At 65.6% G+C, this 12,582-nt stretch carries 15 protein-coding genes; all 15 read right to left on the bottom strand.

The features are described from left to right. Position 1 precedes the first annotated feature (1 nt). Positions 2 to 2,098 carry an NADH-quinone oxidoreductase subunit L gene (nuoL, locus tag ACW18A_RS04945; protein ID WP_492023691.1) on the bottom strand — a complete coding sequence of 699 codons (2,097 nt, stop codon included), beginning with the start codon at positions 2,096 to 2,098 and terminating at the stop codon, positions 2 to 4. Between the two features lie 2 nt (positions 2,099 to 2,100). Further along, positions 2,101 to 2,409 (bottom strand): NADH-quinone oxidoreductase subunit NuoK, encoded by a 309-nt coding sequence (nuoK, locus tag ACW18A_RS04940; protein WP_298161784.1) that lies wholly within the window; start codon positions 2,407 to 2,409, stop codon positions 2,101 to 2,103. Further along, on the bottom strand, positions 2,409 to 3,035 hold the full coding sequence (locus ACW18A_RS04935) for an NADH-quinone oxidoreductase subunit J (protein WP_492023690.1): 627 nt from the start codon (positions 3,033 to 3,035) through the stop codon (positions 2,409 to 2,411). Before ACW18A_RS04935 ends, nuoK begins: the two co-directional genes overlap by 1 nt. A gap of 278 nt (positions 3,036 to 3,313) precedes the next feature. Further along, entirely contained in the window at positions 3,314 to 3,805 is a 492-nt protein-coding gene (nuoI, locus tag ACW18A_RS04930) for an NADH-quinone oxidoreductase subunit NuoI (RefSeq protein ID WP_492023689.1), read from the bottom strand. Beyond that, the gene (locus ACW18A_RS04925) at positions 3,802 to 4,020 is read right to left on the bottom strand and encodes a hypothetical protein (RefSeq protein ID WP_492023688.1); all 219 of its coding nucleotides are present in this window, start codon (positions 4,018 to 4,020) and stop codon (positions 3,802 to 3,804) included. Before ACW18A_RS04925 ends, nuoI begins: the two co-directional genes overlap by 4 nt. Further along, positions 4,017 to 5,087, bottom strand: a complete 1,071-nt coding sequence (nuoH, locus tag ACW18A_RS04920) for an NADH-quinone oxidoreductase subunit NuoH (RefSeq protein ID WP_492023687.1) — start codon at positions 5,085 to 5,087, stop codon at positions 4,017 to 4,019. The genes ACW18A_RS04925 and nuoH overlap by 4 nt, the downstream gene beginning before the upstream one ends. Before the next feature lie 4 nt (positions 5,088 to 5,091). Beyond that, positions 5,092 to 7,137 carry an NADH-quinone oxidoreductase subunit NuoG gene (nuoG, locus tag ACW18A_RS04915; protein WP_492023686.1) on the bottom strand — a complete coding sequence of 682 codons (2,046 nt, stop codon included), beginning with the start codon at positions 7,135 to 7,137 and terminating at the stop codon, positions 5,092 to 5,094. After that, positions 7,137 to 7,385 carry a hypothetical protein gene (locus tag ACW18A_RS04910; protein WP_492023685.1) on the bottom strand — a complete coding sequence of 83 codons (249 nt, stop codon included), beginning with the start codon at positions 7,383 to 7,385 and terminating at the stop codon, positions 7,137 to 7,139. The genes nuoG and ACW18A_RS04910 overlap by 1 nt, the downstream gene beginning before the upstream one ends. Next, the gene (locus ACW18A_RS04905) at positions 7,385 to 7,924 is read right to left on the bottom strand and encodes a hypothetical protein (RefSeq protein ID WP_492023684.1); all 540 of its coding nucleotides are present in this window, start codon (positions 7,922 to 7,924) and stop codon (positions 7,385 to 7,387) included. The genes ACW18A_RS04910 and ACW18A_RS04905 overlap by 1 nt, the downstream gene beginning before the upstream one ends. Before the next feature lie 3 nt (positions 7,925 to 7,927). Then, a complete protein-coding gene (gene nuoF / locus ACW18A_RS04900) occupies positions 7,928 to 9,241 on the bottom strand; it encodes an NADH-quinone oxidoreductase subunit NuoF (RefSeq protein WP_492023683.1) in 1,314 nt (437 codons plus the stop codon). 420 nt (positions 9,242 to 9,661) lie between these two features. Further along, a complete protein-coding gene (locus tag ACW18A_RS04895) occupies positions 9,662 to 9,934 on the bottom strand; it encodes a hypothetical protein (RefSeq protein ID WP_492023682.1) in 273 nt (90 codons plus the stop codon). Then, entirely contained in the window at positions 9,931 to 10,593 is a 663-nt protein-coding gene (nuoE, locus tag ACW18A_RS04890; RefSeq protein ID WP_492023681.1) for an NADH-quinone oxidoreductase subunit NuoE, read from the bottom strand. Before nuoE ends, ACW18A_RS04895 begins: the two co-directional genes overlap by 4 nt. After that, positions 10,590 to 10,988, bottom strand: a complete 399-nt coding sequence (locus ACW18A_RS04885) for a hypothetical protein (RefSeq protein WP_492023680.1) — start codon at positions 10,986 to 10,988, stop codon at positions 10,590 to 10,592. Before ACW18A_RS04885 ends, nuoE begins: the two co-directional genes overlap by 4 nt. After that, a complete protein-coding gene (locus tag ACW18A_RS04880) occupies positions 10,985 to 11,332 on the bottom strand; it encodes a hypothetical protein (RefSeq protein ID WP_492023679.1) in 348 nt (115 codons plus the stop codon). Before ACW18A_RS04880 ends, ACW18A_RS04885 begins: the two co-directional genes overlap by 4 nt. Next, entirely contained in the window at positions 11,332 to 12,552 is a 1,221-nt protein-coding gene (locus ACW18A_RS04875) for an NADH-quinone oxidoreductase subunit D (RefSeq protein WP_492024334.1), read from the bottom strand. The genes ACW18A_RS04880 and ACW18A_RS04875 overlap by 1 nt, the downstream gene beginning before the upstream one ends. Positions 12,553 to 12,582 lie beyond the last annotated feature (30 nt).

The following is a 12,582-nucleotide window of genomic DNA, read 5'->3' as shown; positions in this document are numbered from 1 at the left end:
CTCAGGCACCCCAGGTGTAGATGGCGAAGGCGAGCAGACCGGCCACGCCGAGCAGCATCACAAACGCATAATGGTAGACATAGCCGGACTGGATCTTGGCCAGTCGCGCGGCGGACTTCAGCGACGCCCAGGCGAAGCCGTTCGGCCCCAGCCCGTCAATGATCTTCACGTCCCCGATCTTCCAGAACAGGTCGCCAAGGCCCTTGGCGCCGCGCACGAAGATGAAGTCGTAGATCTCGTCAAAATACCACTTGTTGGCGAGGAAGCTCCACAGCGGCCCCTCCTTGGCCGCCATCCGCTTCGCCAGGCCTTCACGCAGGACGTAGTAGTAGAAGGCGATGAAGGCGCCGAGCAGGGTCACCACCAGCGGCGACCACTTCACCCATTTCGGAACCTCGTGACTGTCGTGCAGGACGTGGTTGGTCGGGCCCGAGAAGATGGCACCGCGCCAGAACTCGGCCTCGTGGTGGCCGATGAAGCTCGGAGCGAAGACGAAGCCGGCCGCGATGGCACCGATCGACAGGGCGATCAGCGGAACCAGCATGATCCACGGGCTCTCGTGGGGCTTCAGCGGGCCGTGATGGCCGTGGTCGTCGTGGGCATGATCATCATGCGCGTCCGGCCCGGAATGGGTCTCGGGCTGCGCGTGCGACGCATGGTCGTCGTGACCATTGTCATGCGCGTGCGCCGCCATCGCCTCTTCCGTCCACTGGGGCTTGTTGTGGAAGGTCATGAAGATCAGCCGCCACGAATAGTAGCTGGTCAGGGCCGCGGCGAAGATGCCGACGATGAAGGCGAAATACCCCGCCGCGGAGTGACCGCTGGTCGCAGCCGCGTAAGCGCTCTCGATGATCGAGTCCTTGGAGTAGAAGCCGGCGAACCCGCCGATCTCGGGGATGCCCAGACCGGTGATGGCGATCGTCCCGATCATCATCACGCCGTAGGTCACCGGCAGCAGCTTCCACAGCCCGCCCATCTTCCGCATGTCCTGCTCGTGATGCATGCCGTGGATCACCGAGCCGGCGCCCAGGAACAGCAGGGCCTTGAAGAAGGCGTGGGTGAACAGGTGGAACATGGCGGATTCGTACACGCCCACGCCCGCCGCGAAGAACATGTAGCCCAGCTGCGAACAGGTCGAATAGGCGATGACCCGCTTGATGTCGTTCTGCATCAAACCAACCGTCGCGGCGAACAGGGCCGTGACCGCGCCGGTGATGGCGATGAACAGCGACGCCGTCGGGGCGTATTCGTAGATCGGGCTGAGCAGGCAGACCATGTAGACGCCGGCGGTGACCATGGTCGCCGCGTGAATCAGGGCCGAAACCGGGGTCGGGCCCTCCATGGCGTCCGGCAGCCAGGTGTGCAGGAAGAACTGGGCCGACTTGCCCATCGCACCGATGAACAGCAGCACGCCGGCCAGATCGAGCGCAGACCAGGTGTAGCCGAGGAACTCCCAGCCCGTGCCGGCCTTCGAGGCGATCAGCGGGAACAGTTCGGCGAACTGGATCGTGCCGAACATCCAGAAGACGGTGATGATGCCCAGGGCGAAACCGAAGTCGCCGACGCGGTTGACGACGAAGGCCTTGATGGCGGCGGCGCTGGCGGTCGATTTCTTGAACCAGAATCCGATCAGAAGGTACGAGGCCAGACCCACCCCTTCCCAGCCGAAGAACAGTTGCATGAAGTCGGCGGCAGTGACCAGGGCCAGCATGGCGAAGGTGAACAGCGACAGATAGGCGAAGAAGCGCGGCTTCGAGTCGTCCTCGGCCATATAGCCCCAGGAATACAGGTGCACGAGCGAGGAGACCGTCGTGACCACGACCAGCATGGTCGCCGACAGGGCGTCGATGCGGATCGACCAGTTCGACTGGAAATCGCCCACATTGATGAAGGGCGAGACGACGACGGTGAAGGCCTCCAGATGACCCCAGGTCCACTGGCTGAACACGGTCCAGGCCACGGCGCACGAGAAGAACAGCAGACCGGTGGTGACCGTCTGGGACGGAATGTCGCCGATGCGGCGGCCGAAGAAGCCGGCGATCGCCGCGCCGAGCAGGGGGGCGAAGACCCCCAGGGTGACGAGCAGTTCGAGAGACACGATCAGCCCTTCATCACACTGGCGTCGTCAACCGCGATATCGCCGCGGTTGCGGAAGAAGGTCACCAGAATAGCGAGGCCTACAGCGGCCTCGGCGGCGGCCACGGTCAGGACGAACATCGCCATGATCTGCCCCTGCACGTCGTGCAGATAGGCCGAGAAGGCGACGAAATTGATGTTCACGGCCAGAAGGATCAGCTCGACCGACATCAGGATGATGATCACGTTCTTGCGGTTCACGAAGATGCCGAAGACCCCGATGGTGAACAGCATCGCCGCCACCGCCAGATAGTGCTGCAGGGTGACTTCCATCAGCGCAGTTCCTCGCCCGTCACGCCGACGCCGGTGACGACGCCCTTGATCTCGACCGATGTCTTGCGGTCGCGGTTGGTCTGGTCGCCCGGATCCTGGCGACGGACGGAGGTCCGCTTGCGCAGGGTCAGGACAATGGCGCCGATCATGGCGATCAGCAGCACGATCCCGGCGGCCTGGAAGAAGTAGACGTAGTCGGTGTAGAGCACCCGCCCGATCGTCTCGACGTTCGAGGCTTCGGGGCCGGCGACGGCCGGAGCCACGGCCTCTGCAGCCGCGCCGCCCTGGACCACCACGATCGAGATCATGATCATCTCGGCCAGCAGGATGCCCGCCACGATGGCGGCCAGCGGCAGGTAGGTCGCATATCCCTCGCGCAGGCGGACGAAGTCGACATCCAGCATCATCACGACGAACAGGAACAGCACCGCGACGGCACCGACGTAGACGACCACCAGCAGCATCGCCAGGAACTCCGCGCCCAGCAGGACGAACAGCCCGGCCGACGAGAAGAAGGCCAGGATCAGCCACAGGACCGAGTGCACGGGATTACGCGCCGTCACGACCAGAAGGCCGGACACCACGGCTGTCGCCGCCAGCAGATAGAAGGCTATGCCTTGCAGCATGGGAGGCTTTCGCCCTTTCCGAAATTCAGCACGGCGGAATCGCCGCATCTCTTAGACAGCGTTCGCCCCAAAATGAAGCGAGCAATTCCTACTCTACCTCCCTCTCCCGGCGGGAGAGGGCTTGAGCGCCCGAGAGCCGTCAGGCGATCGGCCTTGCGCGAAAGGGTGAGGGGTCATGCGCTCAACGGTTGCCACCGTAACCCCTCACCCTTTCGGCTTGGCGGATCGCTTCGCTCTCCGAGCCTCAAGCCCTCTCCCACCGGGAGAGGGAAAAATCGTCACCGATACGGCGCGTCCAACTCCAGATTCTTCGCGATCTGCCGTTCCCAGCGGTCGCCATTATCCAGCAGTCGGGCCTTGTCGTAGTAGAGTTCCTCGCGCGTCTCGGTCGCGAACTCGGAGTTCGGTCCCTCTACGATGGCGTCCACCGGGCAGGCCTCCTGGCACAGGCCACAGTAGATGCATTTGACCATGTCGATGTCATAGCGGGTCGTGCGGCGGCTGCCGTCCGAACGGGGTTCCGACTCGATCGTGATGGCCTGGGCCGGGCAGATGGCCTCGCAGAGCTTGCAGGCGATGCAGCGCTCCTCGCCGTTCGCATAGCGGCGCAGGGCGTGCTCGCCCCGGAACCGCGGCGATTGCGGATTGCGCTCGAACGGATAGTTCACCGTCTTCTTGGGACGGAAGAACTCGCGCAGGGTCAGGCCGAACGCGCCGACCAGATCGATCAGCATCGCGCCCTTCGCGGCCTGGGCGATACGGGTGATCATCGGACAGGGTCTCCCGGACGCGTGCAATCGCGCTCGTAGCGATCCGTATCCTTGTTCATGATGGCGCACAGGCGGACGCGTTCGGCCTCGCGGCGCTGGATGTCATCCTGGCGACGCTGCCACTGATAGGGCGAGGCGGGTTCGGCCTCATAGGCGGGCGGCAGACAGCCGGCCAGAGTGACTGCGGTCAGGGCGAGAAGGGCCATGCGGATCATGCCCCCACCGCGAAGACGCGCCAGGCCGAGACGGCGACCACGGCGACAAGCGAGGTCGGCAGGAAGATCTTCCAGCCCAGACGCATCAGCTGGTCGTAGCGGTAGCGGGGCACGAAGGTCTTCACCATCGCGAACATGAAGAACCAGAACAGGATCTTGATGAACAGCACACCGAACAGCAGCAGGTTGACCAGGAAGGGGTTCCAGTCGGCGGTGAAGTCGATCGGGAAGCCAGGGCTCCAGCCGCCGAAGAACAGGATCGAGATCATCGCGCACATGAAGATGATGTTCACATACTCGCCCATCATGAACAGCAGATAGGGCGTCGACGAATACTCGACCTGATAGCCGGCCACGAGTTCGGACTCGGCCTCGGGCAGGTCGAACGGCGGGCGGTTGGTTTCGGCGAGGGCGGAGATGAAGAACATGATCATCATCGGGAACATGACGAGCACCAGCGGCCAGGTGTCGGCGCCGCCGCCGAAGACATACCAGTTCCAGATCCAGCCTTCCTGCGACGTCACGATCGCCGACAGGTTCATCGTCCCGGCCAGCAGGATGACGTTGATGATGATCAGGCCGATGGAGACCTCATAGGACACCATCTGGGCGGCGGAGCGCAGCGAGCCGAGGAACGGATACTTCGAGTTCGAAGCCCAGCCGCCCATGATGATGCCGTAGACGCCCAGGGAGCTGATCGCGAACACGTACAGGATGCCGACGTTCAGGTCGGAGATGACCCAGCCCGGGGCAAACGGAATGACCGCCCAGGTGATGAAGGCCATGATCACGGTGATGATCGGCGCCATCAGGAAGACGACCTTGTCCGCGCCGGCGGGGACGACGATCTCCTTCAGCACGAACTTGATCATGTCGGCGAAGGACTGAAGCAGGCCGAACGGACCCACGACGTTGGGGCCCTTCCGCATCATCACGGCCGCCCAGATCTTGCGGTCGGCCAGCAGCAGGAAGGCGACCGAGATCAGGACGCCGACGGTCACGAGCAGCACGGCACCCGTCGTGGCGATGGTCCAGCCGAGAGGCGTGGTCCAGAAATTCGGTTCCATGCGTCTACTCCGCCGCCAGCAGGGCCGGAGCCATGCGCTGGGCGCTGAGCTCGGCCATGGTCGCGCTGGCGCGCGCGATCGGGTTGTTCAGATAGGGGTCGACCACGGCCGAGGCGAAGGCGACATCGCCCAGCTCGCCCTTCTGGCCCAGGCTGGAGGTGTCGAACGACCCGGCCGGGGCCAGATAGTCGATGCGGCCGAAGGTCGGGTGATCGGACATCAGCCTTGTGCGCAACTGGTCCAGCGTATCGTACGGCAGGGTGTGGCCGACGCGTTCCGACAGGGCGCGAATGATGGCCCAGTCCTCTTTCGCATCGCCCTTGGGGAAGACGGCGCGTTCGCCCATTTGCACCCGGCCCTCGGTGTTGACATAGAGGCCCGACTTCTCGGTCCAGGCCGCGCCCGGCAGGATGACGTCCGCAGTGTGTGCGCCCCGGTCGCCGTGGCTGCCCAGATAGATCTTGAAGGCCTTCGACGGGCCCGTCTCGATCTCGTCGGCACCCAGCAGGAACAGGACGTCCAACGCGTCGCGCTGGACCATCGCGTGGGCCGACAGGCCGCCTGTGGCAGGAACGAAGCCCATGTCCAGGCCGCCGACGCGGGCGGCAGCGTGGTGCAGGACGTTGAAGCCGTTCCAGCCGTCCTTAACGACGCCGAGTTTGGCGGCCAGTTTGCCCAGCTGGTTCAGCACCCTTGCGCCGTCCGGGCCCGACAGGGCGCCGGCACCGACCACGATGGCCGGACGTTCGGCGTTCGACAGGGCCTCAGAGGCGACCTTCGGCAGCTTCGCGAGGGTCTTCGTTCCCCGACCCACGACATCGTAGTCATAGGTCAGGTCAGCGGACTCGCCGATGATGCCCACGTTGGTCTTGCCGGCCAGCCAGCTCTTGCGGATCCGCTGGTTCAGCAGCGGAGCCTCGGTGCGCGGATTGACGCCCACCAGCAGGATGGAGTCGGCCTCTTCCAGACCTTGCAGGCCGGTGTTGAACAGCCAGCCCTCGCGCGGGCCATAGCCCATCGCCGATCCGTCCTGGCGGCAGTCGGTGTTCGACGATCCCAGCGCGCGGAACAGGTCCAGCGCCGCCTTCATCGATTCCGCGTCCTGCAGGTCGCCGGCGATGACGCCGATCCTGTCTGCCGGGGCCGCCTTCAGCTTCGACGCCACGGCGTTCAGCGCCTCGTCCCATGAGGCGGCGCGCAGCTTGCCGTTTTCACGGACGTAGGGGCGATCCAGGCGGCGCGCCTGCAGGCCGTCGACGACGTAGCGGCTCTTGTCCGACAGCCACTCCTCGTTGATGCCCTCGTGCACCCGCGGCAGGATACGCATCACCTCGGCACCCTTGGACTGGGCCGAGATGTTGGAGCCCAGGGCGTCCATGACGTCGATGGTCTCGGTCTTCTTCAGCTCCCACGGACGATAGTGGAACTGCCACGGGCGGTGGGTCAGGGCGCCGACGGGGCACAGGTCGTTGACGTTGCCCGACAGCTCGGAGTTCACCGCCTGCTCGAGATAGGTCGTGATCTCCGCGTCCTCGCCGCGCGAGATCATGCCGATGTCCGGCACGCCGGCGACTTCGCTGATGAAGCGCACGCAACGGGTGCACTGGATGCACCGCGTCATGAAGGTCTTGATGGTCGGACCCATGTGCTTTTCTTCGACCGCGCGCTTGTTCTCCGCATAGCGGGAACCGTCGCGGCCATAGCCCATGGCCTGGTCCTGCAGGTCGCACTCGCCGCCCTGGTCGCAGATCGGGCAATCCAGCGGGTGGTTGATGAGCAGGAACTCCATCACCCCTTCGCGCGCCTTCTTCACCATCGGCGTGTCGGTGAAGATCATCTGGCCCTCGGCGGCCGGAAGCGCGCACGAGGCCTGGGGCTTCGGCGGTCCGGGCTTTACCTCGACCAGGCACATGCGGCAGTTGCCGGCGATCGACAGCCGCTCGTGATAGCAGAAACGCGGGATCTCGTGCCCGGCGCGCTCGGCGACCTGGAGCACGGTCATGCCGGGCTCGAACTCGACGTCGACGCCGTTGACTTTAGCGACGGGCATTATTCGCGGACTCCGCCGTAGGGATGGTGATCGACCAGATCGAGGCGTTTCTCGATCCGGTCCACGCGTTCTTCAATTCGATCCAGCCGCCGGTTCACGCCGGCCAAACCTTCCTCGACATGGGTCATGCGCACCTTCACACCGTGGACATCCTCGCCCACGCGATCCAGCTTGGTTTCGATCGTCGTCAGGCGCGCCTCGACGCGTCGAAGGATTTGCAGGACCAGGTTGTCGGGTTCGTCCGCCATCAGCCGACCTCCCCGCTCGGCGCAACGACCTCGGTGGCCGTCTGCGTCGTGCCGTCAGGCAGCGTCTGGGTGATCTCGACCTCGTCGCCGCGTATGGCGTAGCGCACGACCGGATCACCGGATTCATTCATCCACCGCACGGAGGCAGGGTCAGGCAGTTCGAGCGGCTTCCACACGACCAGTCCGTCGGCGGCGCGGCATTGGGCCTTCATCAGACCGCCGTCGACCGGGGCGCGCCACTGGGCGTTCACGACCTGACCTTCGATGCCGGTCAGTTCGATGGAGGCCACCTCCTGGCCGTGGATGGCAGCGAGGCCGGCCTTGCACACGCGGCGCAGGTCGACGGCCGTCAGCACGGCCGGCGTCCGGGCTACGGCGTCGGAGACCGGCGCCTCGGCGGCGACGATCTCCGTCGGCGTCGGCGCTTCTTTCTCAGCAGGCTGACCGCACGCCGAAAGCGAGAGCGCGCCCATCAATCCAACCATCGTCATCCTCGGGCCTGTCCCGAGGATGACGATGGGGAGGGAAAAGTGCCGCATCCCCTACTCCGCCGCTATTGCGTGGCCGGCGAAGTTCGCGCGGCGGCTGCGGTAGGCCGAGATCCGGTCCTCGATCTCGTGGCGGAAGTGACGGATCAGGCCCTGGACCGGCCAGGCGGCGGCATCGCCGAGGGCGCAGATGGTGTGGCCCTCGACCTGTCCGGCGACGTCCAGCAGCAGGTCGATCTCCGACGGATCGGCCTCGCCCACGGCCATGCGTTCCAGCACGCGCCACATCCAGCCGGTGCCCTCGCGGCAGGGGGTGCACTGGCCGCAGCTCTCATGCTTGTAGAAATAGCTGATGCGGGCGATCGCCTTCACCAGGTCGGTGTCGTTGTCCATGACGATGACGGCCGCGGTGCCCAGGCCCGACTTCATGTCGCGCAAGGAATCGAAGTCCATCAGCGCCGTCTCGGACATCTCGCGGGTGATCAGCGGCACGGAGACGCCACCCGGGATCACGGCCTTGAGGTTGCCCCAGCCGCCGCGAACGCCGCCGCAATGCTCTTCCAGCAGCTGACGCAGCGGGATCGACATGGCCTCCTCGACATTGCACGGGCGGTTCACGTGGCCCGAGATCGACATCAGCTTGGTGCCGGTGTTGTTGGCGCGACCGAAGCCGGCGAACCACTCCGCCCCGCGACGCAGGATCGTGCCCACGACGGCGATCGACTCGACATTGTTCACCGTGGTCGGGCAGCCGTAGAGGCCGGCCCCGGCCGGGAACGGCGGCTTCAGCCGAGGCTGGCCCTTCTTGCCTTCGAGGCTTTCCAGCAGGGCCGTCTCTTCGCCGCAGATATAGGCCCCGGCACCGTGGTGGATATAGACGTCGAAGTCCCAGCCGTGGACGTTGTTCGTGCCGATCAGCTTCGCCTCATAGGCCTGCTTGACCGCCGCCTCCATGCGCTCGCGCTCGAGCACATATTCGCCGCGCAGATAGATGTAGCAGGCGTGGGCCTGCATCGCGAAGGAGGCGATCAAACAGCCTTCGATCAGCAGGTGGGGATCATGGCGCATGATCTCCCGGTCCTTGCAGGTGCCCGGCTCGGACTCGTCGGCGTTGACGACGAGATAGTGCGGACGATCCTTCAGCTCCCTGGGCATGAAGGACCATTTCAGACCCGTCGAGAAGCCGGCGCCGCCGCGTCCGCGCAGGCCGGAGTTCTTGACGTTGGTGATGAGCCAGTCGCGGCCCATGTCCAGCATGTCTTTCGTGGCGTTCCAGCAGCCACGGGTCTTCGCGCCCTCGAGGCCCCAGTCCTGGAGCCCGTACAGGTTGGTGAAGATGCGATCCTTGTCTTGCAACAGGCCGGCCATCAGCGGGGGCCCTCCGCGACCTGAGCCGCCGACGCCCCTGCCGCGCGGGCGCGAGAGTTCGCTGCGACGATCGCCGGTCTGGCGCTCGGTTGGCGGCGGCGGACGCTGGCCGCCTGAATTCTTGGGTGTTTGATCAGGCGCATTCGGGGAACCGGCGGGAGGAGACGGAGGGGACGGCGCGGCTGGCGACGGTGTCGCCCCCGCCGGTGCCGGCTGGGGCGGTTGCGCGGACGCCCCGCCCAGGGGCAGGGCGCTGGCGCCCATCAGATTGGCCATAAACAGGCCGGCGACGCCGCGCTTCGGTGGTTTGCCCATTGGTCTGGATGTCACGACGGCCCCCCGAACGTCTTGAGATCACGAATACTGCCCGGGTCGTCGGACAAACACGCGACGGTTCACCGTCGGCGCGAAGCAGGGCGCTCATTGGGCGCCTCCGTCCAGCTCGGCCAGGCGGCGGCGATGATATCGGGTACGCAGGAAGATGGCGGCCAGCATCAGGGCCCAACCGGCCGCCAGTGCTGCATAGCCCGCCATCTGCGCGATTTCGGAGAGCCCGCCCGCGCGGTTCGCGGCCCAGACCAGGACAGCCCCGAGCAACACCAGACCGAAGCCCGCCAGCCGCTGGGTGCGGCCCACGGTGCGGATCTCCGCCCGATAGGCGGCCACTTTCGCGTCGGTCTGGGCGTCGGTCATGCCGTCACCGGCTCGGAGTTCGGCAGCGTCTTGATCGGTTTGGCGGCCGAGCCGTCATACAGCTTCGGATCGGTCAGGGTCAGGGCCCCGCCCTCCGGCGCCGAGTTGACGCGGTCGACGCGCGTCCCCGGCTTCGGCGTCTTGCCGGCGGCGAAGTCGTCAATGATCTGGTTCATGTCCGAGGCCGTCAGGTCCTCGAAATAGTAGTCGTTGATCATGGCCATCGGCGCGTTGACGCAGGCGCCGAGGCACTCGACCTCTTCCCAGTAGAATTTGCCGTCGGCCGACAGGGTCTGTTTCGGCCCGATCCGGCTCTTGCAGACCTTCATCAGCTCGCCAGAGCCGCGCAGCATACAGGGCGTGGTGCCGCAGACCTGGATCAGGGCGGCCGAGCCGACCGGCTCCAGCATGAACATGGTGTAGAAGGTCGCGACCTCCAGCACCCGGATATAGGCCATGTCCAGCCGGTCGGCGATGGCGCGGATGGCGGGCTCGGAGACCCAGCCCTCCTGCTTCTGGACCAGCCACAGCATCGGGATCACGGCCGAACGCGCGCGGTCCGCCGGATATTTGGCGATCCACCAGTCACACTTGGCCTTCGTCGCCTTCGAGAAGGCGAACGAGGCGGGTTGTTCCTTGGCGAGACGACGGACGCTCATGCTCTACCCATCCAACGATTCAGGCGCGCGCCCCAGACCGCCTTGCCGGCGTTCGAAAGGTCGCGGGAAAGCCAGGACATCGGCGGCAGGAACCGCACGGCCAGCTGGCTGAGGAAAATGAAGCCGCTCATCCAGACGATCGAGCGCAGGTTGGCTTCCAGAAAGCCCCTGCCCTCGGCCAGATAGCCGGCGCGATAGGCGCCGCGCACAAGCGTCACGCCGGCGATGCCCGGGGTCGCGATCACGGTCGAGGCGAGCGCGAACTTCATAGAGCCCATCACTTCGCGGCGACGCGGCGAGAAGAAGACCTGCGCGGCCACGCCGAAAAGCAGGAAGCCGACGAAGGCGATGACCTGCAGCTGGGTGAAGACGGGATCGACGGCGAAGGCGCTCATGAGAACGCCTTCGTGCGCAGGGCCTCGACGCGCGCGCGCGCCCGGCGAACCGGGGGCGCCCAGAAACTGGCCGCCACTCCCATGATCGACACCGCGAGGAGAACGGGCAACCACCAGGCTCCATCGCGAAGATCCGGGAAGAACCCTCCCGCCGCGATCATCACCAGGAACGGAGCCATGGGGCCGACCGACAGCAGTTCATCCTTCAGCCGCCCCATGCGGCCGCCCGGATGCATGACATTCCGAGGGTCGTTCACGTTGGCGACGAAGATCACGCCGGCGATCATGACCAGACCGGCGACGATGACAGTGCCCAGGGTGATGTCGGCGAGCAGTCTGGTCACTAGCGGTCGACCTCACCGAAGACGATGTCGAGCGAGCCCAGGATGGCGGAGACGTCGGCCAGCATGTGGCCGCGGTTCATCCAGTCCATGGCCTGGAGGTGGCGGAAGCCGGGGGCGCTGATCTTGACCCGGTACGGCTTGTTGGTGCCGTCACTGACCAGATAGATGCCGAACTCGCCCTTGGGGGCCTCGACGGCGGCATAGACCTCTCCGGCCGGGGTGTGGAAGCCTTCGGTATAGAGTTTGAAGTGATGGATCAGGGCTTCCATCGACCGCTTCATCTCGCCGCGCGACGGGGGAACGATCTTGTTGTTCTCGACCATCACCGGGTCGCCGGGGCAGTTGCGGAGCTTGTGGATGCACTGCTCCATGATGTGCACCGACTGCTTCATCTCCTCGATGCGCACGAGGTAGCGGTCCCAGCAGTCGCCGTTCTTGCCGACGACGATGTCGAACTCCAGCTCGGCATAGCATTCGTAGGGCTGCGACTTGCGCAGGTCCCAGGCGATGTCGGAGCCGCGCAGCATCACCCCGGTGAAGCCCCACTGCAGGGCCTGTTCCTTGCTGACCACGCCGATGTCGACGTTGCGCTGCTTGAAGATGCGGTTCTCGGTGACGAGGCTCTCGATGTCCTTCAGCGCGGCCGGGAACTCGGCGCACCAGCGGCCGATGTCGTCGATCAGGGCCATCGGCAGGTCCCCGTGGACGCCGCCGGGACGGAAATAGTTGGCGTGCAGACGCGCGCCGCAGGCCCGCTCATAGAAGACCATCAGCTTCTCGCGCTGCTCGAACCCCCACAGCGGCGGCGTCAGGGCGCCGACGTCGAGGGCCTGAGTCGTCACGTTCAGCATGTGCGACAGGATGCGGCCGATTTCCGAATACAGGACCCGGATCAGCTGGGCGCGGTAGGGGACCTCGATCTCCAGCAGCCGCTCGATGGCCAGGCAGAAGGCGTGCTCCTGGTTCATCGGCGCGACATAGTCGAGCCGGTCCAGATAGGGCACGTTCTGAAGATAGGTGCGCGCCTCCATCAGCTTCTCGGTGCCGCGGTGCAGCAGGCCGATATGCGGATCGACACGCTCGACCACCTCGCCGTCCAGCTCCAGCACCAGACGCAGCACGCCGTGGGCGGCCGGATGTTGCGGACCGAAATTGATGGTGAATTTGCGGTCGTCCATCTCGCGCGCATGCGCGGTCCGGCCGTCGTCAAAGGCCCCCATGTCGTGGGACATATGGCCCAGGTCGTCGGC

The sequence above is a fragment of the Brevundimonas sp. AVps5 genome (assembly GCF_058681515.1).
Note: the sequence above shows the minus strand (reverse complement) of the source record. Positions and strands in the feature narration are given on the sequence as shown.

Excerpts from the sequence above, each read along its gene's own strand:
- nuoK (WP_298161784.1), bottom strand. The coding sequence starts at position 2,409 with ATGGAAGTCACCCTGCAGCACTATCTGGCGGTGGCGGCGATGCTGTTC.
- ACW18A_RS04935 (WP_492023690.1), bottom strand. The coding sequence starts at position 3,035 with ATGCTGCAAGGCATAGCCTTCTATCTGCTGGCGGCGACAGCCGTGGTG.
- nuoI (WP_492023689.1), bottom strand. The coding sequence starts at position 3,805 with ATGATCACCCGTATCGCCCAGGCCGCGAAGGGCGCGATGCTGATCGAT.
- ACW18A_RS04925 (WP_492023688.1), bottom strand. The coding sequence starts at position 4,020 with ATGATCCGCATGGCCCTTCTCGCCCTGACCGCAGTCACTCTGGCCGGC.
- nuoH (WP_492023687.1), bottom strand. The coding sequence starts at position 5,087 with ATGGAACCGAATTTCTGGACCACGCCTCTCGGCTGGACCATCGCCACG.
- nuoG (WP_492023686.1), bottom strand. The coding sequence starts at position 7,137 with ATGCCCGTCGCTAAAGTCAACGGCGTCGACGTCGAGTTCGAGCCCGGC.
- ACW18A_RS04910 (WP_492023685.1), bottom strand. The coding sequence starts at position 7,385 with ATGGCGGACGAACCCGACAACCTGGTCCTGCAAATCCTTCGACGCGTC.
- ACW18A_RS04905 (WP_492023684.1), bottom strand. The coding sequence starts at position 7,924 with ATGCGGCACTTTTCCCTCCCCATCGTCATCCTCGGGACAGGCCCGAGG.
- nuoF (WP_492023683.1), bottom strand. The coding sequence starts at position 9,241 with ATGGCCGGCCTGTTGCAAGACAAGGATCGCATCTTCACCAACCTGTAC.
- ACW18A_RS04895 (WP_492023682.1), bottom strand. The coding sequence starts at position 9,934 with ATGACCGACGCCCAGACCGACGCGAAAGTGGCCGCCTATCGGGCGGAG.
- nuoE (WP_492023681.1), bottom strand. The coding sequence starts at position 10,593 with ATGAGCGTCCGTCGTCTCGCCAAGGAACAACCCGCCTCGTTCGCCTTC.
- ACW18A_RS04885 (WP_492023680.1), bottom strand. The coding sequence starts at position 10,988 with ATGAGCGCCTTCGCCGTCGATCCCGTCTTCACCCAGCTGCAGGTCATC.
- ACW18A_RS04875 (WP_492024334.1), bottom strand. The coding sequence starts at position 12,552 with ATGGGGGCCTTTGACGACGGCCGGACCGCGCATGCGCGCGAGATGGAC.